The organism is Pseudoalteromonas sp. A41-2, from assembly GCF_015767615.1.
GTDB lineage: Bacteria > Pseudomonadota > Gammaproteobacteria > Enterobacterales > Alteromonadaceae > Pseudoalteromonas > Pseudoalteromonas lipolytica.
This window is the reverse complement of sequence record NZ_CP065231.1, coordinates 734,278-759,117: the sequence shown is the minus strand read 5'-3', so window position 1 is coordinate 759,117 and position 24,840 is coordinate 734,278. Positions and strand designations below refer to the sequence as shown.

The 24,840-nt window shown below is 42.0% G+C and carries 22 protein-coding genes; 12 read left to right on the top strand and 10 right to left on the bottom strand.

Features of this window, described 5'->3' with window-relative positions:
* Positions 1–243: 243 nt before the first annotated feature.
* Both IT970_RS03585 and pepB read right to left on the bottom strand, forming a co-directional pair.
* Complete coding sequence (locus IT970_RS03585; RefSeq protein ID WP_036970696.1) at positions 244–810, bottom strand: phosphoribosyltransferase; 567 nt, start codon at positions 808–810, stop codon at positions 244–246.
* A 194-nt stretch (positions 811–1,004) separates the two neighbouring features.
* Complete coding sequence (gene pepB / locus IT970_RS03580; RefSeq protein WP_036971743.1) at positions 1,005–2,300, bottom strand: aminopeptidase PepB; 1,296 nt, start codon at positions 2,298–2,300, stop codon at positions 1,005–1,007.
* Positions 2,301–2,461: 161 nt separating this feature from the next.
* Here pepB and sfsA point away from each other — a divergent pair, with 161 nt between their 5' ends.
* On the top strand, positions 2,462–3,181 hold the full coding sequence (gene sfsA, locus IT970_RS03575) for a DNA/RNA nuclease SfsA (RefSeq protein WP_074988886.1): 720 nt from the start codon (positions 2,462–2,464) through the stop codon (positions 3,179–3,181).
* On the opposite strand, the gene IT970_RS03570 is transcribed toward sfsA, so the two are convergent.
* The gene (locus IT970_RS03570) at positions 3,171–5,720 is read right to left on the bottom strand and encodes a penicillin acylase family protein (RefSeq protein WP_196857609.1); all 2,550 of its coding nucleotides are present in this window, start codon (positions 5,718–5,720) and stop codon (positions 3,171–3,173) included. The genes sfsA and IT970_RS03570 overlap by 11 nt on opposite strands.
* 147 nt (positions 5,721–5,867) lie before the next feature.
* Between IT970_RS03570 and IT970_RS16020 the strand changes: the two genes are divergently transcribed.
* The 11 genes from IT970_RS16020 (at position 5,868) to mdoH (ending at position 16,537) form a co-directional block, all read left to right on the top strand.
* Entirely contained in the window at positions 5,868–6,143 is a 276-nt protein-coding gene (locus IT970_RS16020; protein WP_231387314.1) for a hypothetical protein, read from the top strand.
* On the top strand, positions 6,127–6,858 hold the full coding sequence (locus IT970_RS03565) for a helix-turn-helix transcriptional regulator (protein WP_231387313.1): 732 nt from the start codon (positions 6,127–6,129) through the stop codon (positions 6,856–6,858). The genes IT970_RS16020 and IT970_RS03565 overlap by 17 nt, the downstream gene beginning before the upstream one ends.
* A gap of 211 nt (positions 6,859–7,069) precedes the next feature.
* Positions 7,070–7,513: an RNA polymerase-binding protein DksA gene (dksA, locus tag IT970_RS03560; RefSeq protein WP_036970706.1), complete on the top strand. Its 444-nt coding sequence runs from the start codon at positions 7,070–7,072 to the stop codon at positions 7,511–7,513.
* A gap of 20 nt (positions 7,514–7,533) precedes the next feature.
* Positions 7,534–8,478, top strand: a complete 945-nt coding sequence (gene gluQRS / locus IT970_RS03555; protein WP_118844033.1) for a tRNA glutamyl-Q(34) synthetase GluQRS — start codon at positions 7,534–7,536, stop codon at positions 8,476–8,478.
* 293 nt (positions 8,479–8,771) lie between these two features.
* Positions 8,772–10,058, top strand: coding sequence for a polynucleotide adenylyltransferase PcnB (pcnB, locus tag IT970_RS03550; RefSeq protein WP_081759737.1), 1,287 nt, complete (start codon positions 8,772–8,774; stop codon positions 10,056–10,058).
* A gap of 2 nt (positions 10,059–10,060) precedes the next feature.
* Complete coding sequence (folK, locus tag IT970_RS03545; protein WP_036970716.1) at positions 10,061–10,549, top strand: 2-amino-4-hydroxy-6-hydroxymethyldihydropteridine diphosphokinase; 489 nt, start codon at positions 10,061–10,063, stop codon at positions 10,547–10,549.
* Positions 10,550–10,578: 29 nt separating this feature from the next.
* Positions 10,579–11,373: a 3-methyl-2-oxobutanoate hydroxymethyltransferase gene (gene panB, locus IT970_RS03540; RefSeq protein ID WP_036970718.1), complete on the top strand. Its 795-nt coding sequence runs from the start codon at positions 10,579–10,581 to the stop codon at positions 11,371–11,373.
* The gene (gene panC / locus IT970_RS03535; RefSeq protein WP_074988882.1) at positions 11,373–12,224 is read left to right on the top strand and encodes a pantoate--beta-alanine ligase; all 852 of its coding nucleotides are present in this window, start codon (positions 11,373–11,375) and stop codon (positions 12,222–12,224) included. Before panB ends, panC begins: the two co-directional genes overlap by 1 nt.
* 57 nt (positions 12,225–12,281) lie before the next feature.
* Positions 12,282–12,521: a hypothetical protein gene (locus tag IT970_RS03530; protein ID WP_075593158.1), complete on the top strand. Its 240-nt coding sequence runs from the start codon at positions 12,282–12,284 to the stop codon at positions 12,519–12,521.
* A gap of 397 nt (positions 12,522–12,918) precedes the next feature.
* Entirely contained in the window at positions 12,919–14,583 is a 1,665-nt protein-coding gene (locus tag IT970_RS03525) for a glucan biosynthesis protein (RefSeq protein WP_075593157.1), read from the top strand.
* Positions 14,555–16,537: a glucans biosynthesis glucosyltransferase MdoH gene (gene mdoH, locus IT970_RS03520; protein WP_036970731.1), complete on the top strand. Its 1,983-nt coding sequence runs from the start codon at positions 14,555–14,557 to the stop codon at positions 16,535–16,537. Before IT970_RS03525 ends, mdoH begins: the two co-directional genes overlap by 29 nt.
* Positions 16,538–16,590: 53 nt before the next feature.
* Here the strand turns inward: mdoH and IT970_RS03515 are convergent, their stop codons facing one another.
* From IT970_RS03515 to epd, 7 genes are all read right to left on the bottom strand, one after another.
* Positions 16,591–17,559, bottom strand: coding sequence for a PstS family phosphate ABC transporter substrate-binding protein (locus IT970_RS03515; RefSeq protein ID WP_065978046.1), 969 nt, complete (start codon positions 17,557–17,559; stop codon positions 16,591–16,593).
* A 91-nt stretch (positions 17,560–17,650) separates the two neighbouring features.
* On the bottom strand, positions 17,651–18,982 hold the full coding sequence (gene phoR / locus IT970_RS03510; protein WP_036970737.1) for a phosphate regulon sensor histidine kinase PhoR: 1,332 nt from the start codon (positions 18,980–18,982) through the stop codon (positions 17,651–17,653).
* A gap of 54 nt (positions 18,983–19,036) precedes the next feature.
* Positions 19,037–19,726, bottom strand: a complete 690-nt coding sequence (phoB, locus tag IT970_RS03505; protein ID WP_036970740.1) for a phosphate regulon transcriptional regulator PhoB — start codon at positions 19,724–19,726, stop codon at positions 19,037–19,039.
* 147 nt (positions 19,727–19,873) lie between these two features.
* Positions 19,874–20,824 (bottom strand): porin, encoded by a 951-nt coding sequence (locus IT970_RS03500; RefSeq protein ID WP_075593156.1) that lies wholly within the window; start codon positions 20,822–20,824, stop codon positions 19,874–19,876.
* Positions 20,825–21,222: 398 nt separating this feature from the next.
* The gene (fba, locus tag IT970_RS03495; protein WP_036970746.1) at positions 21,223–22,287 is read right to left on the bottom strand and encodes a class II fructose-bisphosphate aldolase; all 1,065 of its coding nucleotides are present in this window, start codon (positions 22,285–22,287) and stop codon (positions 21,223–21,225) included.
* A 193-nt stretch (positions 22,288–22,480) separates the two neighbouring features.
* Positions 22,481–23,656: a phosphoglycerate kinase gene (locus tag IT970_RS03490; protein ID WP_036970748.1), complete on the bottom strand. Its 1,176-nt coding sequence runs from the start codon at positions 23,654–23,656 to the stop codon at positions 22,481–22,483.
* Between the two features lie 41 nt (positions 23,657–23,697).
* On the bottom strand, positions 23,698–24,714 hold the full coding sequence (gene epd, locus IT970_RS03485) for an erythrose-4-phosphate dehydrogenase (protein ID WP_118844029.1): 1,017 nt from the start codon (positions 24,712–24,714) through the stop codon (positions 23,698–23,700).
* Between the last annotated feature and the right edge of the window lie 126 nt (positions 24,715–24,840).

The following is a 24,840-nucleotide window of genomic DNA, read 5'->3' as shown; positions in this document are numbered from 1 at the left end:
TAAGAAATTTTGAGGCGATAAAACTTCGTTGATAATAAAGCAAAATTTCGGTATTTAGTTGTTCTCAGCAATTGCTCCTGCATTGTTCTACCTCCTGCTTCGATGCAGCCGTAAATAAGAAATTTTTAGCCCGGTAGTGATCTGTTTAATCTCTCAAAATGATTAAGTATTATTGCGAATTGGTGTGAGAACTGAATACAAAAAAGACCCTAAACAGGGCCTTTTCATGCATTTTTTAAAAACTTACTTTTTGAGCAGTAAATCGTGGATATTGGCTAAATCCGATTTACCTTCAATAATTTCATCAGGTGTTAAGCCTGAAAGCTCGTGAGGGAACACCAGCCACTCGTCAGACTCATGAATATAATAATCTGGCACCATGTCTACCTTTGAGTTTTTAGGCTTGTAGTAGGGGCAAGCAACGCGAATATCGCGTGGTAAGTTTAAGCGCATTAATTCAGATAACTTTTCTTTTAATGCAAAAATACTGCGGCCAGAATCAAAAACATCATCCACAATAAGCAAAGAGTCACCCGCATTTGCATTTTCAATAATATAATGCAGGCCGTGTACTTTAATTTCTTTCGATTGCTGATTGATACCGTAATACGATGATGTACGAACAGCAATGTGGTCTGTCTCTATGCCTTTGTAATCGTAGTATTCTTGTACTGCAATACCAATTGGAGCGCCACCACGCCAAATACCAATGATGAAATCAGGACGAAAACCATCGTCATAAACTTGTGCCGCAACACGAAATGAATCTTCGAGAAGCTGCTGCGCAGTGATATAGCACTTATCTGACATAAATAGAAACCCCAGTGTGAATTGATCATCCAAGTGTAGTTAATGAAATATAAACTAACCACTTGATGAGAAAATGTGGGGCGAGATTTTATACTATATTGTGCGAAAAATCTTGTATCCGTTTGTAAAATTACCAAAAACGAAAAAACGCCCATCATCGGGCGTTTTTACTTATTTAGTTAGCAAACTGGTTATTACGCTTTCTCTAATAACGTTCTTGCTACTGTGCGCATCCCTTGGGTTGTTGCACCTGCAGCCCACTCGCTTGTGCTACCCATATTAAATGCTGCTGCAAGGTCAATATGAACCCATCCCTTGCCATCATTTGGCACAAAGCGAGATAAGAAACCAGCCGCATTCGATGCACCACCATAGCCACCGCCTTTTTGTGGGCGGCTGTTTGCTGTATCAGCATATGGTGAAGGGCAATTTTGTTGATGCCACTTCTCAAGCGGTAATGGCCAAGCGCCTTCCATTTCTTGCTCTGCAAAGTCTTGCACTTCACGGACAAACTCTTTATCAAGGCCAAATAGTGCGTTGTACTCTTGACCAACAGCCACCAGTGCAGCACCGGTTAGCGTTGCCGCATCAATAATTAATGGCGCACCGGTTTCACCCGCAGCCATTAAGCCATCAGCAAGCACTAGACGGCCTTCGGCATCGGTATTAACAATTTCAACTGTGGTGCCATTTTTATAGGTAAGAATATCACCTAGTTTATATGCATGGCCTGAAATTAAGTTTTCAGCACAACATAGGAATAATTTAATGCGCTTATTAACGCCACGGTTAATCGCAAGTGCTAAACCAGCCGTTACGGTTGCTGCACCGCCCATGTCACACTTCATGCCTAGCATGCCTTCACTTGGCTTAATAGAGTAACCGCCAGAATCAAATGTAATGCCTTTACCAACAAGCGCAGCGGCCACTGGCGCCGTTTCGTCACCCGTAGGGTTATAGTCTAGCTCAAGTAGTACAGGTGGGCGCTCACTACCACGACCAACCGCATGAATACCAATCCATTGCTGCTCAAGTAATGCATCCCCTTTAATAATTTGATAGCTAACATGCTCAGGCGCTAATGACTGAATAAACTCAGCCGCTTTACCAGCAAGGCTTTCAGGGAAAATATCATCAGCGGTCCCATTGATCATTTGACGAGCCCAAGTCGCTGCTTGCGTTAAAGAAGCCAGCTCTTTGCTGTCTGTTTTTGCATTCTCGGCAAATTCAACTGCGTCTAAATTCTTTGGTGAAACAAAGCCTTGGTAAAAAGCCCACTGTGTTTCTGTGCACCAAACATCACCCGTTAGCGCAATATTTTTTAAACCTTGATTCGCTAACGTACGCGCTGCTTTCTGAACGTTTTTAAGTGTATCTTGTTCAGTTAAATGAATAGTTGCGCCTTGTTCAGTAAAAGAAAGAGAGGCTTTATCACCCCAATGTGCGGCAGCAGCCTGCTCGCTTAGTTGAACTAAAAATTTTTCCGACATGTTAGAATACTCTTTTTGCGCTAAAAATTGTTCACTGAGTTTACTACAGGCTACGTCAGTTCCCAACCGCTTGCGATAAATAACGCCTTAAATGACAACGAAGGTGCACTCTGCTTGGTTATTCACTTACAATATAGAAAAGCTCAAATAAAAACAAAATAATGAAATTTAATCCTCCATTACAATCAGCCACTTTATTAAAGCGCTATAAGCGATTTTTAGCTGATTTAGTCACGCAAGATAATCAACAATTTACAGCACACTGCGCCAATACAGGCAAAATGACAGGCTGTGCCGAGCCAGGTTTTAACGCGTTTTACTCAACCAGTGATAACCCAAAACGTAAATACCCGCAATCGTTACAACTCACCCAAAATCAACATGGGCATTTAATTTGTGTTAATACTGCAGTTGCTAATCAAGTCGTTCAAGAAGCTCTCGAAAATCATCTTATCAAGCAGCTTGATGGCTACGATACACTGCAAGCTGAAGTGAAATACGGTCAAGAGAATAGCCGCATCGATTTTTTATTAACGGCTGAAAACGCCGCTCATTGCTATGTTGAGGTTAAGTCAGTGACCTTGCTATCAGAAGAAAAGCCAGAAACTGGCCAAGGTTACTTTCCCGATGCTAAAACAGTGCGAGGACAAAAACACCTGCGCGAGTTAATAGAAATGGTGCAACAGGGGCACCGAGCTGTTTTGCTTTTTGCTGTATTACATCAAGGAATTAATACAGTCAGTGGCGCATCACATATAGATGCTAAATACAGCGAACTATTAGTACACGCCGTTGACTGTGGTGTAGAAGTATATGCTTATAAAGCAGAGATTTCAGCCAGTCACATTGTACTGGCTGAAGAAGTGCCGTTTATTGCTTAGTCATTGAGATATCAATTTCATCGATCAGATTTTGTTCTATATCTGCTTCTTTGTAGTATAACGGTCTGAGTTTTGCTGTTTGAGAATAATAACGGCTTTGATCATCAAAGTGCTCTGAACGTGAATCAGAGCTCTGTGACATGGTTAATAATCCTTTAGCAACCGGTCCATCCTCAGTAAAATTCATCACAAACATCCAGCTTGAACCATAGTTCACAGGGTAGCCTTGCGCTGATAAATTTGACGCTAAAGGTTGGCCTGTAACTGCATCCGGTAATGTTTGATAATCAGCATAAGGTATCAGAGTAGAGCGTGTTAAATTACTTCTATCGTATCTGAAAACATTAAAGCCTCCCTCAACATGCATCGGCCCAGCCCATGGAAGCTGCTCACCTGAAGCATGCCCTCCGGCCAGTGATTTTTCTACGAACTGAAGCTCAGCTAAAGTACTTGTTAATGGCACCCCATTCGCCTGCACATTTAACATAGCGTGCGCCAGCGCTTTTAATGCAATTTTATCTTGGCGTAGAGTATGAGGCGTATTAGCCGGGTCTGTAACATCAAAGTTGTTATATAAGTGTGCTGAAGGATTAAATAGATGCGCAAACTCACGGATCAATGCAGCACCTTCTGTATCTAAGTTCATAGCACCATTCCAGTTAGCAACGATATCGCAGGCAGGACTGATATCCACGTCAATACCCGCTGAAACTTGCACCGGTGTATTTCCTTGGGCAATACATTGTGAGGCTAAATCGGTAAATACCAGTTCACCTAAGTAGATGCGATTGCCAATTAATGCCTGTTCTAATTCATCAAGTGTAAATTTACCGTCTTCTCCCCCGCCTTCTTGCAATAACTTCAGACCCATTCTTGTTCTTAGTGATAAAGGCTTATGTACATCACCATACTGAGCAGCAAAACCAAGTAAAGGCTGTTTTAAGTTTGTCACCCAATAACTATCATTCGAGTTTTGTACATAGTCTGTCCGCGTAAGCTGGGGTGCTTCAGAAAAAGGCACTTTACCTTGGCTTTCAAAAAGCTTCATGTTGCCAGGCACCAAATCAAAGCCCGTTGATTCCCTCAAAGCAACGAGCTCAGGCTGCAAACGAATTGCTAGGTTAGCAGTGTCATCTAATTTAAGCACTGTGCTGTCATCAACGTAAAAAACAGTGCCCGTTTTATCTGTTGCCATCGTATTGTTGAACGACACCCCATCAAACTGAGCGAATGACGCTTTCATATCATCAAGACTCACGGCTTGGTTGAGTGCTGACCACTGCGCTACAACATCCATATTAAATTCATTGGCATCTTTTATGGTAAATGCTTGAGTGTCATTCCAGCCTAACCCTCTTTCAGCAGGCGTTTCTAGCATCAAACCATGGTGGCTGTAATAAAATGGTTTTGTAAGCTCAATCGTTGTGTTTGGCCCCACAGCAACCTCCACCGTTACCATTTTACTGGTAATAGTGTGTTGCTCACCCTCAACACCATAACTCATGCGATCATTTTCATTTAATGCGAGCTGATAAATTAAAAAGTGACGTGCCGTCGAGAAGGTGTGCGTCCAGGCCACATGTTCATTAAAACCTATATTAATAACACCAGGCATGCCTTGCAGGCTCCCACCCATCACATTCATGGCACCAGGGACTGTTAAGTGTGACTGCCAAAAACGCAAATTTCCTTCATGAGGAAAATGTGGATTTGCTAATAATCCGCCCTGACCGTTGGCCATCATGTCTTTACCCAGCCCCCAGCCATTTGAGCCTAAGTGCTCAAACTTCTTCTCTAACTTAAATTGCTTTGCTTGCTGATTTATATTTTTAACAAGGCTCGAAACGGCACTCGGTTCACTACCACTTGGCACAGGCAAATACTCATCACCATCACCTGGGTTTGCAAAAAATGCTAATTCTAAAAAGTTAGCTGAGCTTGCAAGTTGCACTGTCGCCATTGAATAAGCCAGCATATCTTGAGCCGTTAAGCTAATCACCCAAGGCTGAGATGCACATTCAGGCGCTAAATTTTCAGCCCCCGTATCAGTCACATATTTATTGAAGCCCTGCACAAACCCTTCAAAATGAGCACGACTTGTTTCATCTAATTCAGCATAATGTTCCGCCGCATACTCATTTACACCTAGTGCTTTATAACCAAAATCAGAGATTAAGTGTTTTGAATCGCCACTCCCCGCAACTTGATCAGGGCCATAGTATTTAGCACGCTCGCCGCGGGTTTTAATTATTTGATCCATTAATAAACACGCATGATCTTTTGCATAAGCATAGCCACTGCCAAATGCCAAGCTTTCAAGGTTTGATGCTGTAATATGTGGGACGCCATAACTTGTCCAACGAATATTGGCATCAAGCGTCTTGTTATCTGCAAAAGTAGGTATTGCGACCTTTACAACATCTTCAGGTTCGGGTGTTGTCGTAACGGGGGGCTCAACGGTTTTATTATCGTTATCTGAGTTACAACCTACAGCAAGAAATGCGGCTGCAATGCTGAACATTATTGGATGAAGTTTCATTGTGCTTCCTTTATTATGAGTATTATATCCATCAACCAGCTTGCCTTAATTAAAAGACTAAATCTTGACCCTCCACGCAAAATATTGACTTTGCGCGCCTAGTCATGCAGCTTAACTGTTGCTAATAATAATAAAAAATGAACGACTATGTTTTATGTCAATAGCCAAATCATTCGCTCCTTGGTCTATTTCTTACAAAAACAAGGGCTTGAAAAAGAACAGCTGCATGCATTACTTGCTGAGCGCCGCTGTTATCTCAATGAAACTAGCTACCGATTTCCTGTATCAGATTACGAATCGTTAATGCATTATGCTGACACCCAGCTTAAGCAAGAGCATATAGGCCTTTTGTTTGGTCAATCACTCAAAGCACAAAACTGGGGGGCTATTGGGGCATGTCGCCTTGGTGAGCCAAAATCTTGAGAAAGCGCTGCAGCATGCGCAAAGATTAAATTCACTGGTAAGAAACATTGGTCGAATAGAGCTGAGAAAAGTGCAGCAGCAATGCCAACTGAGCTGGCATGCACGAAGCCCAATACGACATTACATGGTAGATGAACTGTTTAGTAGTTGGTTATCGTTTGCAAACCACTGCTGCCAGCAGAACGCTGAACTTGCGCTTGAAAAAGTAACCCTTACCAGACCCATTCCGAGCACTGCGAGTGTGCACATTTATCAGCATACTTTTAACTGCCCTATCGAATTTGGTGCCAAATCCAACAGCCTTATTTTTAATGAAAAACTACTTAATAGCCGTTTACACTCGCCAAACCCAGAGCTTGAACAACTCTTGTTATCGCAAGCGGGAGATTTAACGCCGTATGCAGATCATATAAATGAATTAAATGCCTTTATTGCCTGCCAATTCCCTGTTATTCCAAGTGTTGAGCAAGCCGCATTACAATTAGGCTTAAAGAAACGCAGTTTGCAGCGCTACCTCACTGGGCAGCAACTAAGCTTCACAAAGTTAATTGATCAGCAAAGAAAACAACACGCAAAACGCATGTTACTGCAAGGCTATTCAGTGCTTGAGATCAGCAATAAACTGGGGTTTTCAGAGCAGAGTGCTTTACAACGCGCATTTAAACGCTGGTACGACACAACCCCCAAAAAGTTTCTCAATGAACACATGTTTTAAGTTGTAATATGATTTTTTGCCCATATAACTTAGCAAATTAAAAATTGCACGGGCCGTGTAAACGAATAAAACCGCCCATTCTTATTTTTAAAGTCGATAAGTTGGGGCATACAGGATTAATTAAAAAATAAATTTGCCTCAAACAGAAGATTCTGCTATTTATAGCCGCCGGCTAATGCTGGGCAAAATATTAAGGATTTAGGAGAAAGTTATGCCAGACCAGAAAAGACTAGGGTTATTGGCTCAGGCCGGGTTAGAGCCGTATCAGGAACAGCCGGGTGAAGAGTATATGAATGATGCACAACGTGCTCATTTTAAAACAATTTTAGAAGCTTGGCGTAACGATTTACGTAACGAAGTAGACCGTACTAAATCGCACATGCAAGATGAAGCAGCTAACTTTCCAGATCCAGTAGACCGTGCAGCACAAGAAGAAGAGTTCTCTTTAGAGCTTCGCACTCGTGACCGCGAACGTAAACTGATCAAGAAAATTGAAAAAACAATTCAATTAATCAAAGATGATGACTTTGGTTATTGTGAATCATGTGGTATCGAAATTGGTATCCGCCGCTTAGAAGCGCGTCCAACAGCTGATTTATGTGTTGACTGTAAAACGCTTGCGGAAATTAAAGAAAAACAATCAGGACGCGGTTAATTACATACATTAATTAACCTATGTCTACCACAGCCGTTAATGCGCCTATGCGCACATACAGGGGCCGTTTTGCGCCATCACCTTCTGGGCCATTGCACTTTGGCTCATTAATAGCGGCTGTGGGCAGCTTCCTTGATGCAAAATCAAATCAAGGTAAGTGGCTAGTCCGAATAGAAGACATTGACACAACCCGTGTTGTACCCGGCGCAAGCGATGACATATTACGCACTCTAGAAGCGTATGGTCTGCACTGGGACGAAGGCGTTATCTACCAAACTAAACGCCATACTGAATACCAAGCCGTTGTTGACGCACTCATTGCAAAGAACCTTGTCTACGCCTGTCATTGCACACGAAAAGAAATCAAAGCAATGGGCGGAATATACCAAGGGTATTGCAAATCAAAACATCACCCATTAAACGATTCTGCACTGCGCTTAACTCAGCAATTTGCGACGAGTGAATATCACGACCTTATTCAAGGTCAGGTGAATATTGACAGCCGCCTTGCTAAAGAAGACTACCTTATAAAACGAAGTGATGGCTTATTTGCTTATCAGCTGGTTGTCGTCGTCGATGATATTGCACAAGGAATAAGCCACGTGGTGCGTGGAGCCGATTTACTCGAGCCAACAGCAAGACAACTCAGCTTATTTAAGCAACTAGGGCAACCAGCACCTAACTACGCGCATCTACCATTGGCTGTTGCAAAGCCCGGTTTTAAATTATCAAAACAAAACTACGCACCGGCCATATCAAAACGTGCGCCAAAACCAGCATTATTTGATGCGTTTCGTTTTTTAGGTTTAAACCCAGAGCCTGCTCTATTGTCTTCAACAGTCGAAGAAATGCTTAATTGGGCAATCTCAGCCTACCGTATTGAAAACATCCCAACAGCACTCGAAATACAAGTTAGTGAGAATCCACACGCCACTTTTTGTGATTTTCAAGTCATTACAAAATAAATTGCCAATTTTAAAGGCAGAGTAACTTAATTTTTGAGCCACGCTGGTATATGATAGCGACCCAAAGTGTGCGAATCATTAACACCATACTGTAGCGTCATATAAAACACACATTTACTGACTCAATCTCATATCGACGAAGTGAAAAAACACACGCTATACTTGATGAGTCGCAAAGTCCGCGTCGTAGGAGACAGATTATTATTTCCAAGCTTTTTCAATTTTGTCGGCAAATTATCGGCCCAAATGCCTCGACTTCAACAAATGCCGCACAAACGAGCGAGTTACCTTTGGTGATCGAGCGCAGTGAACATGGTATTTCACGCAAACAATTTAGCCCAAATGCAATCAAAGTATTATACCGCCTCAAAGAAGGTGGCTACGATGCTTACTTAGTCGGTGGTTGTATTCGAGATATATTGTTAGGCCAACAACCTAAAGACTTTGACGTAGTTACAAATGCGACGCCAGAACAAATCAAAAAACTATTTCGTAACTGTCGCCTAATTGGTCGTCGCTTTCGTTTAGCGCACATTGTGTTTGGCCGTGAAATAATTGAAGTTGCTACGATGCGCGGCCATCATGAAGCCGACGAAGAAAAAAACCACGTTAGCCAATCAAGCGAACATGGGCAACTGCTGCGTGATAATGTGTACGGTAGTATTGAAGAAGACGCCGAGCGTCGAGATTTCTCAATTAATGCGCTGTATTATTCAATTAATGATTTTTGCATCTATGACTACGCCAACGGTATTAGTGCAATAAAAGCCAAACAGGTTGAATTAATTGGCGATCCAGAAACCCGCTACCGTGAAGACCCTGTACGTATGCTGCGTGCAGTCCGTTTTGCAACAAAGTTAGGCATGACCATTGCGCCTTCGACAGAAAAGCCAATGAAAGAGCTTGCAAGCTTATTAGACCACATTCCTCCTGCACGTCTATTTGAAGAGTCACTTAAGCTGTTTTTAAATGGTAAAGCAGAAGAAAACTATATCATGTTGCGTCAGTATGGCCTTTTCAAAGCCCTATTCCCTGCCCTTGATAAAATTTTGAATGCTAACCCAGATGGACTCGAGCACGCATTTATTCTGCAAATGTTTAAAAACACAGATAAACGTATCAATGCAGAGAAAAAAGTAACCCCTGCGTTTATATTCGCTGCACTATTGTGGTTCCCGTTATTAGACATCGCTAAAAAATTACAGCAACGTGACCAACTTTCTGAGTTTGATGCATTTGCACAAGCGATGAATAAGGTACTCAGTGAAAGCGCACAACATGTTGCCGTACCTAAACGGTTTACGTTAGGCGCTAGAGATATCTGGCATATTCAACAACGCCTTGATAAACGCGGTGGTCAACGCGCATACCGGTTAACGCAACAGCCTCGTTTTAAAGCTGCCTACGACTTTTTACTATTACGTGTTCAAGCTGGTGAGCAGCAACATCAGGAACTTGCTACGTGGTGGACGGCGTATTTAAGCCAAGATATAAATGGCCAAAAAGAGATGGTTAAAGCACTTGGCCATCAAGGTGGCCCTAAACGCCGCCGTCGACCTCGTAAGAAAAGAGCAGAATAAACATGAACATAGTGTATTTAGGGTTAGGCGCAAATTTAAATGCGCCACGTACACAAATTCGTAATGCTATTGCAGCATTACAAGGGCTACCAGAAATTGAGCTGGTTTGCGTATCGCATGATTACGCAAGTAAGCCAATGGGGCCACAAGATCAACCCGACTATGTCAATGCGGTTGCGTGTATTAAAACGGCTCTGCAACCAGAGCAACTACTCGATTTAACCCAAGCAGTAGAACGTGATCATGGCCGTGTACGTAAAGAAGAACGTTGGGGACCTCGCACCCTTGATATTGATATTCTATTATTTGGTGACCAAGTGATCGACACGCCTCGCCTTACCGTGCCTCATTATGGCCTCGTTGAGAGAGAGTTTGTTGTTTATCCTTTATTAGAGATAGCCCCTTCTCTTGTTTTACCGAATAACCAATCACTTGCTGATATAACAAAAACGTTGCCTTTAAACGATTTACAAAAACTCCCTCAGCAGTAATCAACCTAGGCGAAGCCTTAGAGGAAATTATGTCTAAAATCACCGTTTCAACTCTTAATAAAATGAAACACGAAAAACAAAAAATTACCGCGCTTACAGCTTACGATGCCAGCTTTGCAAAATTGTTTCATGATAATGGCGTCGAAGTGATTTTAGTCGGTGACTCACTGGGCATGGTTTTACAAGGTGGTGATGACACATTAGCAGTAACGAACAGCGAGATTGCTTACCATACACGGTGTGTCCGCGCCGGTAGCCGCGAGCTATTCATCATCGCTGACTTACCTTTTATGACCTACTCAAACCCTGCCGATGCGTGTAAAAATGCAGCCGAGTTAATGCGTGCTGGCGCCAACATGATCAAACTTGAAGGTGGCGAGTGGTTACACGACAGCATCCGCGCAATGACGCAACAAGGCATACCTGTGTGTGGTCATTTAGGTTTAACACCTCAGTCTGTGCACGTATTTGGCGGCTTTAAAATTCAAGGCCGCGAACAATCACAAGCTGATAAAATGCTTAGCGATGCTAAAGCGCTTGAAGCTGCAGGTGCACAATTATTGGTATTAGAGTGTATTCCTAGTGAATTGGCTAAGCGTATTACCGATGAATTAACTATCCCGACAATCGGAATTGGTGCTGGCAATCAAACCGACGGACAAATTTTAGTTATGCACGACCTCGTCGGCATTTCAGCTGGTTATATCCCTAAGTTTTCAAAAAACTTTTTACTTGAAACAGGGAATATGCCAGCAGCCGTGCAAAAGTATTGTGAAGATGTAAAAAGTGGTGCTTTCCCAAGTACCGAACATGAGTTTAAATAATGCAATCAATCACTGAAATAAAATCGTTACGTAGTCAAATCAAAGCTTGGCGTCAAGCTGGACTTAGCATTGCACTCGTCCCAACCATGGGCAACTTGCACCAAGGGCATTTTTCATTAGTTGAAAAAGCAAAAACGTTAGCCGATAAAGTCGTCGTCAGTATTTTTGTTAATCCAATGCAATTTGGCGCCAATGAGGATCTCGACAACTACCCGCGCACGCTCAACGAAGATAAACAAGGCCTAGCAGAACTTGAAACTGACATCGTGTTTACACCGTCAGTTGAAACCATCTATCCAAATGGCCTTGGTGAACAAAGCTTTGTTGATGTACCTGGCGTGTCGATGGGTTATTGCGGTGGTTCACGTCCCGGCCATTTTAAAGGTGTCGCTACCGTTGTGACTAAGTTATTCAATCTTGTGCAACCTGACTTTGCCTGTTTTGGTGAAAAAGATTTTCAGCAACTGCAAGTGATTAAAACCATGACACGCGATCTCTCTATCCCTGTCGAGATTGTCGGTGTACCTACGTGCCGTGAAATATCAGGCCTTGCTATGAGCTCACGTAATGGCTATTTGTCTGATGAGCAAAAAGACACCGCAAAAGCATTATTTGCAACCCTTAACGAGACGGCTGAGCAGCTAAAACAAGGCCAAACGGATTTCGCTGAATTAGAAGCTAAAGCCAAAGCCACGCTTGAAGCCGCAGGCCTAAAACCTGATTATTACTCGATTGCCGAACGATCAACGCTAAAAGCTGCATCAGCAGCGGATAAACAACTGGTTATTTTAGCCGCAGCCTTCTTAGGATCGGTTCGTTTAATTGATAATTTGCAAGTTACGCTGGATTAAGTTTCAACAATCTGGGTAAGATGGATTTAAAAGAATAGCCATAAACTAGGGATAAGCATGAAAAAATTACCAGCTATTGCAGTATCATTGTTTGCATTCACCTTGTTAGCAGCTTGCTCAAGCAAGATTGATAACCCAGAAATGCAACAATGTGCCCAACAAAACTATCAATGCGAAGCCAGCTGCGAACAGCAAAGCACCGCAGATGGCTTAGTTCATAAAGTCTGTAGTAACAAGTGCATCGAAGCTTACAATCAATGTAAAGCGAATGCAGAAAAGTTAGGCGAAGTTAAATAAATTTGCCTTTCTGAGGCACTGAATTATATCAATTTACTTAATTAAACATTCTATTTTGAGTGTTATTGCGAATTGGTATGTGTCAGTTCAGTGCCTGCACCTTCCTTCTCGATTACAATTTCACTTTTTCAATTAAGCGTCTGCTAATTTTGTTCATATTTTTGTTCATCCTTTAAGCTATTCATATTAGGGCAAGCTTTCGTTCATTAAACTTCTCCATATTGGTGACGAATTAACAACTGCTACCGTGTAATTGTTTCTCACTAATTTCAAAATTTACTCTTCGCATTTAGCTGTACCAACTCAACGTCATTGAGATTATTAGTGTTTTTTTAGGTTCACTTTTTGCTGAGAGGTATGAATGAATAAACGTGATTTACGGCTAAAGGAAAAATTAATGAAACCAGAAACCCGAACTAAGCTCTTCAGCGCTGTTAAAAAGAAGACCTTCTTGGGCGTATTATTAGCCATGAGTGCAGGCCATACTTACGCAACTGAAAACCAAACTCAGCCACAAAAAACTGAAACACAGCACACCGTTGTTGAGCAAAAGCCTGCGATGATCACAATTCCACAAGAGAAACTATTTGATGTAATCACTGCTCGCGCTAAAAAGTTAGCCTCTGAGCCGTATGTCGCACTAAAAGATTTAGAACTTGAAGCATTAACCAGCATTAGTTATCAAGATTACCGTGCTATTCGCTTTCGCCCAGATCAAGCAATCTGGAAAGATCAAAGCTTATATGAAGTGCAATTATTTCATCCTGGCTTTTTATATAAATCACCGGTGGCAATTAATACCCTAGAGCAAAATGCCGAAGTTAAAAGCCTGCCTTTTAAAACTGATTATTATCGTTACGATGCAACCGCGGCTCCGTTGGAAGCAGAAATAAGCACTGCAATTAAGAATACTCAGTTGGGTCATGCCGGTTTTCGTCTGCATTTTCCGCTCAATAATAGCGAATACAAAGATGAAGTTGCGGTATTCCAAGGTGCCTCTTATTTTCGTTTAGTGGGCCCACACCAAGTCTATGGCCTTTCAGCCCGCGGACTTGCGGTTGATACTGCTCTTAGCTCGGGCGAAGAATTTCCCGTGTTTAAAGAATTTTGGTTAGTAAAACCAGCGCCTGAAGACACCACTATCGTGCTTTATGCACTGCTTGATAGCCCATCTGTTGCTGGAGCATATCGTTTTGAGTTAACACCTTCGACAAACACTGAAGTAAAAACTCAGATGCAAATTTTTGCCCGCAAAGATATTAAAAAACTGGGTATAGCACCACTAACAAGTATGTTTTATCACGGTGAAAACAGCACCAAGTTTTTTGATGACTACCGTCCAGAAGTACATGACTCAGACGGCCTATTAATGCAATCAGCAGAGGGTCAATGGGTATGGCGAGCACTTAACAACCCTAAAAAATTAAGTGTTACATCATTTAGTTATGATAATCCGAAGGGATTTGGCCTCGCACAACGTGACCGTGATTTTAACAATTACTTAGACACAGAGGCACATTACCATAACCGCCCGAGTATGTGGATTGAGCCAATGGGTTCGTGGGGGAAAGGCCGCGTTGAGCTGGTAGAGATTCCCACAGACACAGAAACTAACGACAACATTGTTAGCTACTGGGTGCCTGAGCAAGCGATGAAAGCAGGCGATAGCTTAAGTTTCAGCTATAAGCTATCAACTTTTAATGCAACCCTTGCATCTCAGGATAAAGCGAGTGTTTTAAGAACACGCATAGGCAGTGCAGCCCTGCCTGGCGAAAAGAATCCACCACCAAAAAGTCACCGTCAATTTACTGTTGACTTCAGTGGTGAAAACATCAATCAACTGTCTGCAAATTTTGCTATGAAGGCCGATTTAGCACTGTCATCAGGTGAGATTAGCGATAAAACAGTTCAGCAGTTACCGAATAATCAAGGATGGCGCGTCGCGTTTAAAGTGGCGCCAGAGGGAGATAAGCCTGTCGATATGCGCTTATCGTTAAAACTACGTGACAAAGAAATCAGCGAGGTATGGAGCTATGTCTGGTATCCAAATGACGTCCAATAGCAAAACATTAACACCAACCGCAATGCCATTTAAGAAAACTCGCGTTTGGCTATTTTCATGCCTTGCGCTAGCGATTACTGCATATGGTGTGTGGATCATGTTCGATATTTTAAATTCTAACGGCATGACACCGCTTGAGTACGCATTGCTGTTTTTATTTTCAGTGACCTTCGCGTGGATCGTAACAGCCTTTTGTAGTGGCTGTATGGGCTTTATTTTACAACTGCTGCGTATTGACCCACTGACGCTTAAACGTCAAAAGCCCATTGAAATTAACGAACATGCACTAAGCCAGACTAAAACAGCTGTCGTGATGCCAATTTATAACGAAGATACCGAGCGTGTGATCGCTGGTTTTGAAGTGAGTCTTCGATCGCTCGCTAAAACGGGCCAAATGCCGAACTTCGATTTCTATTTACTTAGTGATACACAAGATCCAGAGATTGCGCGCAATGAACTAAAAGCATGGAATGCATTAACGGCACGTTTAGGTGACTTAGCTCAGCATACTTTTTATCGTCGTCGTGAAGATAATAAACACCGTAAAGTGGGTAACCTCACTGATTTTTGTGAACGCTGGGGAAGTCAATACGAGCACATGATTGTACTTGATGCTGACAGCATCATGACAGGAAAATGTATGCTTGAGTTAACCACAAGCATGATCAGTAATCCAAAATCAGGCCTTATTCAAACGATTCCGATTCCGGTTCGCCAAGATACTTTTTTTGGTCGATTTTTACAATTCGCCTCAATCTTATACAGCCCTATGCTGGCGACAGGTTCTGCATTTTGGCAAACCAATCAAGCAAATTACTGGGGACACAACGCAATTATTCGTGTTGAAGCCTTCACGCAATGTTGCGGTCTTCCTGTATTAAAAGGCAATGCCCCTTTTGGTGGAGAGATTTTAAGTCACGATTTTGTTGAAGCATCACTGCTACACCGTTCTGGTTGGGATGTATTATTACTCAGCGATATTGAAGGCAGCTATGAAGAAGTACCGAGCAACATTCTAGACTACGCAATTCGCGACAGACGATGGGTGCAAGGTAATATTCAGCATCTCGGTTTATTGCCAAAATCAGGTTTGAAACTGATGAGTAAAATGCACTTTTTATTTGGTGCCACAGCGTATATCTCATCACTTATTTGGTTATCTATGCTGGCATTAAGTACCTTGGATGCAGTTACGCGTGCACTGAATAGTGATGTGTATTTTAACCATGCGTACCAGCTATTTCCTACTTGGCAAATTGCTAAAACTGATTTAATTGATTCACTGCTATTTATCACTGCGGTATTACTACTTTTACCAAAACTTATGGGATTGATAGTGACTTTAGTGCATCGCAATAAAGCCTTTGGTGGCAGTGTAAAATTGATCGCAGGCTCACTCATTGAGAGCGTATTTGCTATTGTAATCGCGCCACTCATGATGGTGTTTCATAGCTACTTTGTAGTGTGTGTATTTCTTGGTAAGAAAGTTAGCTGGGATGCGCAGCCTCGTGAAGGACGCATGGTGCCGTGGCAAGAAGCAATTGGGTATACTCTATTTTCAACCATCACCGCTATTATTTGGGGTGGTGTAGCTTATTACTATACCCCGACTTTCTTTTGGTGGTTATCACCTATTTTAGTTGGACTGATTTTAGCAGCCCCGATTGTACGTTACTCAAGTAGTATAGGATTAGGCATAAAAATGCGTAAATTGGGCTTATTCTTATGCCCAAGCGAAGTGCAAAACGATGACACTCTGGCAGCACTTCGTGTGCATCAGCAAGAGATTGGTCTTCCTAAAGACGAGCACGCTAATTTTAACATTCCCGCATTACCAACCGAGACCCCAACGGTGATGCCAATCCAAAGCTTTAAAGCTAAGCCTGGCAAAAAGCGCAAACAAGTTCGCCTTGCTCAGCAACGCATAAAAGCAAAACTCTTTGCTAAAAGCTAAAACGAAAAGAACCGCTCATTGAGCGGTTCTTTTATCACTGTCTGTATTGATTGTTACAGAAGATCTAGCTTTTTAAGTTCAGCCATTGCCATCTTGCCTGAAAGCGGCACATAACCATCTTTCTCAACAATTTTTTGACCATCTACTGATAACACCATTTTTAAGAACTCTGCATCAATAGGTGCAAGTGGCTTATTAGGGTGTTTGTTAACGTATACGTATAAGAAACGAGAAAGTGGGTATTTGCCCGTTGCAACGTTTTCTAATGTCGCATCAACAAAGTTATCACCTTTCTTAGCAAGTGGCACAGTACGTACACCCGATGTCTTATAACCGATACCTGAGTAACCAATCGCATTCACTGACGAAGAGATTGACTGAACAACCGATGCAGAACCTGGTTGCTCATTTACATTGTTACGGAAGTCACCTTTACACAATGCTTTTTTCTTGAAGTAACCGTAGGTCCCTGATACTGAGTTACGACCATAAAGTTGGATATCTTTTGCAGCCCAATCACCTGTTAAACCTACATCACTCCAACGATTTACTTGAGCATCAGCACCACACTTGCGAGTTGAAGAGAAAATAGCATCCACTTGGTCAATACGTAAACCTTCGATTGGGTTATCTTTATGTACAAAAACCGCTAGCGCATCAATTGCAACGCGAACTTCTGTAGGCTTGTAACCATAACGTTTCTCGAAAGCTTCAATTTCTTTAGACTTCATACGTCGGCTCATAGGGCCGAAGTTTGCAGTCCCCTCTGTCAGTGCTGGAGGCGCAGTTGAAGAACCCGCTGCTTGGATTTGGATGTTTACATTTGGGTAAAAGCGTTTATATTCTTCCGCCCAAAAGGTCATCATATTGGCAAGTGTGTCAGAGCCCACAGATGAAAAGTTACCAGAAATACCACTTGTTTTTTGGTACTCAGGCATATCTTTATCAACTGCAGCTGCTTGAGCTGATACAAATGTTGTTACAGCCACACCCATTGCGGCAACGAGATTTTTAAATTTCATAGGGGTTACTCCGATTTGTTCGTCCCATTTCCTAACTGCAGTCTACTCTAAAGACACTAGATGACAGTTAGATTACCCTAAAATGACAGTTTTATGACTTTGCATTAATTTCTAAAGAGTCTGGTAAGCGAACGACTTTATCGCTGCTAAAGGCAAACGAAAATGTCGATCCTTCACCAACTTTACTCTTAATATTCAAATGACTATCGTGACGTGTAAGTACATGTTTTGTTATCGCTAAACCTAAGCCAGAGCCACCCGTTGTGCGACTACGTGCTTTATCTACTCGATAAAAACGCTCTGTTAGGCGATTAATATGTTCGCTGGCAATACCATCACCGTTATCAGTGACACTAAACGCAGCCTGATTATTTTTAAGCTGCCAATCGACCACAATTTTACCGCCAGGCTTAGTGTAATGAATGGCGTTAAATACCAAATTAGAAAATGCACTGCGTAACTCATCCTCAGCACCTTTAATATCTAAATGGCTATCGACATTAAAAATAAGCTCATGGCCTTTATCTTGATTCAGCGATTGTGCTTCTGTGTGAATATAGGTGAGTAACTTTGGCACATTCACAGGCTTGTCGTTGTCTTGACGGCGAGCGCCTTCAATGCGAGACAATGACAAGAGTTGGTTTACTAGACTGTCCATGCGTTTGCATTGTTCGAGCATCGTTGTTTGCGCTTTATTCCACATACTTGGCGGTGGCATGTTATCGCCATCAAGCATTTCTAAATAACCAGTCACGACCGTAAGTGGTGTTCTCAATTCGTGTGATACATTGGCCACAAAGTCTTTACGCATTTGCTCTAATTGCTTTAGTCGCGTGACATCACGAACAACCATCATTAACTGCGAGCTTGCATAGGGCATGACCCTAAATTCGAGTATTTGTTCATAACTGTGACCACCATCCAGCTCCAGTGGCTCATCAAAACTGGCTTGGTGCATATATTTAGCAAATTTAGGATCACGAATAAGGTTATCGAGTCGCTGTCCATGATCCGTTGGCCATTGTAAGCCCAATACTTTAAGCGCGAGTTGATTACACCAAATAATACTCAGATCTTTTTGCAACACCACAACCGCATCAGGTACCGCCTCTGCACCATCACGAAAACGGCGAATTAAATCAGCCAGTTCATTACGCTTTTTACGATTACGATGCTGTAAATGGTAGATCCCTTCAAAAACTTGCTCCCAAGCTCCCTCACCTTCAGGTGGGTTGAAGCTACGCTGATTAAGGAGCCAATCACTAAGGCGATAGAGTTGATGATAATGCCAAATCAGTAGTGCAAAGGAGCCTAAAAATAAAAGCAAAAATGGCGCACCTACAAGCACGCCAACTAATAACAAAGGTAAGAAATACATAAACAGGCGTTTTGCTAACGCCTGTTTATTGACTACTCGATACATACACTCACTTTACCTTAAGAATGTAAATTAGCTGAATATAGTCAGCCAACGCACTTATAATTTACTTGAAAAACGATAACCTGCACCACGCACAGTTTGTACGAGCCTGTCATGTCCAAGGGGTGCTATCGCTTTACGTAAACGACGAATATGTACATCAACAGTACGGTCTTCAACGTAAACGTTTGTTCCCCATACATGATCAAGTAATTGTTCACGGCTGTAAACACGTTCAGGGTGAGTCATGAAAAAATGCAGTAGTCTAAATTCAGTAGGTCCCATATCTAATTCGCTTCCCTCAGAGGTGACACGATGTGAAATAGGGTCAAGGCGCAAACCATGTACTTCAATAGCCTCTTCGAGTGAAGTCGGCGATACACGGCGGATAACCGCTTTAATACGGGCCATTAATTCTTTTGGCGAAAATGGTTTAGTAACATAATCATCAGCACCCACTTCAAGACCGCGTACTTTATCTTCTTCTTCACCGCGGGCTGTTAGCATAATAATAGGGATTTGACGTGTATATTCGCTTTGCTTAAATTTCTTCGCAATCTGAATTCCGCTTCCACCGGGTAGCATCCAGTCTAATAAAACCATATCGGGGTATGGCTCAACCATTGCCTCAATTGCAGAATCATAATCTTCGGCTTCAATTGCTTGAAAACCATTTTGCTCTAAAACAAAAACCAGCATCTCTCTGATAGGCGCTTCGTCATCGACGACTAGTACTTTACGTGACATTCCAATTTATCTCTTTCGTTAGCGAACTGGTTTCATTATTATGACTAAGTATGACATTTTTATGAAAGTCTAACGAGTAATTCAAAAAGCACCAAAAAAACTCAGTAAAAATGAATGGTTTTCCGCTTAAATATGCTTTTTTACACCTTAAAAGTCATACCTTAATGTTACAGCAAGGTGATCTTCATCAGCTTTATTATCGAGTGAAAACTGCGTATACCACATATACATACGTGCTTGTTTCGAAAGGCTTCTCTCAACGCCGACCGATGTTCCGGTGCCAGAGTCTTTTAATTTACCAAAGTCTCCTTCTGAGTCTTGATATTGAGCAAGTAACTTATACTTATCAATTTTATAAGAGGCACTAAGCAAAAAACCATCTTCAGTATCTGAGCCTGATACTTTTTCACTTTGTTGATACATGCCCCCAATCACAAGATCACCTATTTTGCTTTGTGCAGTAAACCGCGTGATGTCGTAACCCGCAACCTGACTGTCATGTGCAACACTTACAAAATAAGGTGTGTTTTTAAGTTTGCTATCACCGTATATAAAGGCAGCAGAGATGCCTGTTTCATCATCTTGCTTTGAATTGTCTTCAGCAATATACGTCACAACAAATTGTAAGTTTCCGACAATTGGTGAGCTGTAATGTACGACATCACCTAAACGATTTTCACCATTAAACAATGCTTTAACGTCCCCATTAAAGTCATTCATTTGGTCAATCTTGCCTTGTGATATTTTAAGGGCAGTATCATGACGGCCTAAAACAATTTGACCATAACTGCCTTGTAAACCGACATACTGATTACGCGCAGAGATATTTTCTTCGGTTTTACCATCGCTATCTTGATCTGCTGCATTTACAGCAAACTCAAACTTATAAACCGCTTTCAGACCCTCATTTATTTCACCGCTGCCTTTAATTCCAATCCGCGAGCTGTAGCTTTCAACTGATGTTTTACTTCCTTCATTGGTGTCACTATTGGCAACCCCTAAATGCGCCCGACCATATATATCAACGGCTTCAGCAACACTATTAAAAGAAAGTAGGCACATTGCAAAGCTCGAGAACATAATGGCGGTTTTTTTCATGGTAGCGATCCTTAATGTAAGCAATAACTTAAAAATCGAACATAAAGCCATATTGGTCAAGTTCTAAACAGTATATTTAAGATAAACATTTCAGATCACTGATCTACTAACTTCGGCGAGTCAGGATCAGATTTTTACCAAGCCGATCTATTTCGGATCATGATCTTACTAAGTTAGTCTACTAACTCTTTGATTTAATGCTCAACACGTTACCCGCTTGTTTAAAAGTTAAACAAAAATAGGCAATGATCATCCTAAAACTAGTAAAATAATGATCCGGGCTATTTATGGTTAGTAAAACAATGATCTTAAAATAAACAGTAAGTAAAACACTGATCCGTTAAGATCGAGGCAATAAAAAACCGGCAATTAAAGCCGGTTTTTTATATTAGTATCAATTACTTGATTTTAGGATCAAGTTCACCTGATAAGTATTTCAGGTGCATATCATCTAATGAGATAGGTTTGATCTTACCTGCTTGACCTGCTGTGCCAAATGCTTCATAGCGAGCAACACAAATTTCTGTCATCGCTTTCGTTGCTTCAGCTAAATATTTACGCGGATCGAAATTCGCAGGGTTTAGTGCAAGGTGACGACGAATGGCACCTGTTGATGCTAAACGTAAATCGGTATCGATATTCACTTTACGCACGCCATACTTGATACCTTCGATGATCTGCTCAACTGGCACACCATAAGTTTCAGGGATCTCACCACCGTATTGGTTAATTACTTCTAACCATTCTTGCGGCACTGAAGACGAACCATGCATAACTAAGTGTGTGTTAGGAATACGCGCGTGAATTTCTTTGATGCGATCAATCGCTAAAATATCGTCTGTTGGTGGACGCGTGAACTTGTATGCACCATGTGATGTACCACACGCAATTGCCAGTGCATCAACGTGAGTTTTACGAACGAAGTCAGCCGCTTCTTCAGGATCTGTTAGCATTTGATCTGTTGTAAGCTTGCCTTCTGCGCCTACGCCATCTTCTTCACCCGCTTCACCAGTTTCAAGAGAACCGAGTACACCTAGCTCGCCTTCAACTGATACGCCACACGCGTGCGCCATTTCAACTGTTTGACGAGTAACTTCTACGTTGTACTCATAGCTTGAAGGTGTTTTACCATCAGACATCAATGAACCATCCATCATGACTGATGAAAAGCCTAATTGAATAGAACGTTGACACACACCAGGTGACGTACCGTGGTCTTGGTGCATAACGACAGGGATATGTGGCCATTCTTCAACAGCTGCTAAAATCATATGACGAATAAAAGGGGCGCCAGCATATGCACGTGCGCCAGCTGAGCCTTGTACGATTACTGGGCTGTTAGTTTTGTCAGCTGCTTCCATAATTGCACGCATTTGCTCTTGGTTATTAACGTTAAACGCTGGTACGCCATAACCATGTTCAGCTGCATGATCAAGAAGTTGTCGCATACTGATTAAAGCCATTTGGTATTCTCCAAATTGTATCGACAGTAGTTTCCTACCATCTAGTTTGAACGGATAAATTATTTTTTGATGCATCACTGCATCACGAGAAGCCATCGCTTACCGCAAAAACTGTCTATAAAATAAGGGTGAGAGGTATTTTATAAACAGCCAAACCAGCGTAATTAAATAACCACGCTGGTGTTCGTACTAATTACTTAGCACGCTCTTCTAGCATAGCAACTGCTGGTAATTTTTTCCCTTCTAAAAATTCAAGGAAAGCACCACCACCTGTTGAAATGTAAGACACTTTATCGGCAATGCCGTATTTATCAATCGCAGCAAGCGTATCACCGCCGCCCGCAATTGAGAATGCGCTTGAATTTGCGATAGCTTCAGCAATCGCACGCGTGCCATTACCAAATTGGTCAAATTCAAATACGCCAACTGGACCATTCCACACAACCGTGCCTGCTTTTGCAATAATATCTGCAAGCTGTTTCGCTGTATCTGGGCCAATATCGAAAATCATATCTTCATCGGTTACTTCATTCACATCTTTCAATGTCGCAACAGCCGATTCTGAGAACTCATTACCAACAACAACATCAGTTGGCACTGGAATTTCACCATTATTTGCTTTTGCAGCGGCACTTAATTTATTTGCTTCGTCAATTAAGTCAGCTTCAAATAAAGACTTGCCTACAGGGTGACCAGCTGCTGCGATGAAAGTATTTGCAATACCTCCACCCGTAACAAGTTGATCAACCACTGTTGATAGTGAATCAAGTACGGTTAACTTAGTCGACACTTTAGAGCCACCAACGATAGCCACTAAAGGACGCGCAGGGTTATCAAGCGCTTTACCCAAAGCGTCTAGCTCTGCGGCTAAAAGTGGGCCTGCACACGCTACATCGGCAAATAAACCAACACCGTGCGTTGATGCTTGTGCACGGTGAGCCGTACCAAATGCATCCATCACGTAAACATCACATAATGCAGCTAGCTTTTTAGATAATGCTTCATCATTTTTCTTTTCACCTACGTTAAAACGTACGTTTTCAAAAACAACCACTTCATTATCTGCCACGTCAACGCCATCAAGGTAATCTTTTTCAAGACGAACCGTTTGCTCAAGCGCATCATTTAAATAATTAACGACAGGGGCGAGTGAAAACGCTTCATCATATTCCCCTTCCGTAGGGCGGCCAAGGTGTGACATCACCATTACTTTTGCGCCTTTTTCTAACGCTAATTTAATAGTAGGTAATGCTGCACGAATACGTGCATCAGAGGTCACTTTACCTTCTTTTACAGGCACATTTAAATCTTCACGAATTAACACGCGTTTGCCGTTTAAATCTAAATCTGCCATTTTAATGACCGACATGGACTTCTCCTTTGTTAACGATACTAAATTATAGTTATAAGTTATTGGCTTACAGCCATCATCGCACGCGCTGTATCGAGCATACGATTCGCAAATCCCCACTCATTATCGCACCACACTAACAACTTTATCAGTCGTTTATGACTAACACGTGTCTGAGTGCCATCTATGATACAAGAATGTGAGTCATGATTAAAATCTACCGACACCAGCGGCTCTTCAGTGTAACTTAAAATCCCTTCAAGGCGATCTTTTGCTGCTAACTTAAGTGCTTGATTAACGTCGCCTAAATCAACATCAGTGTTTACCGTGACGCTTAAGTCCATCGCGGTGACGTTAATCGTCGGTACACGCACGGCAATGGCTTCAAAGCGGCCATGAAACTTAGGTAAAATACGTTCGATACCACGGGCAAGTTTTGTATCTACAGGAATAATAGACTGGCTTGCCGCACGGGTACGACGTAAATCATGATGATAAGCGTCGATCACTTGTTGATCATGCATCGAGGCATGAATTGTCGTGATTGCCCCAGATTCAATAGAAAATGCATCATCTAATACTTTAATCACAGGCACAATACAGTTAGTTGTACATGAGCCATTAGAAACAATTGTATGCGCTGCTTTTAATTCATCGTCGTTGATACCATACACAATGGTTGCATCAACGTCGGCATCTGCAGGTTGCGAAAAAAGTACTTTTTTAGCCCCTGCATTTAAATGTAACTTAGCATGTTCACGCGAGTGATAAACACCCGTGCATTCAAGTACAACATCGACATCAAGGGTTTGCCAGGGCAATTCTGCCGGATTCTCTTCGGCAAATAGCGCAATAGAGTCACCTGCGACTGTTAGCGTATCTTCACCTAAATTAACAGGAAACGAAAAACGACCGTGGGATGTATCGTACTTAAGGAGATGGGCAATGCCCTTAGGGTCAGCTAATTCGTTAATAGCGACAATTTTGATTTGATCTTCAAGCCCTGATTCATAAAGGGCTCGGACAATATTACGCCCAATACGACCAAAACCATTGATTGCAAGTTTGATTGCCATGAAGAAGAAAATCCACTCTATTTGCTTGCAGATAAAGACAGCTGCCTTTTAGATGACGGTATTGTAATCGACCTTACACTTTTTTATAAGAGGGCAAGCTAAAATAAAGTGGTTTTAGGTGTTTTA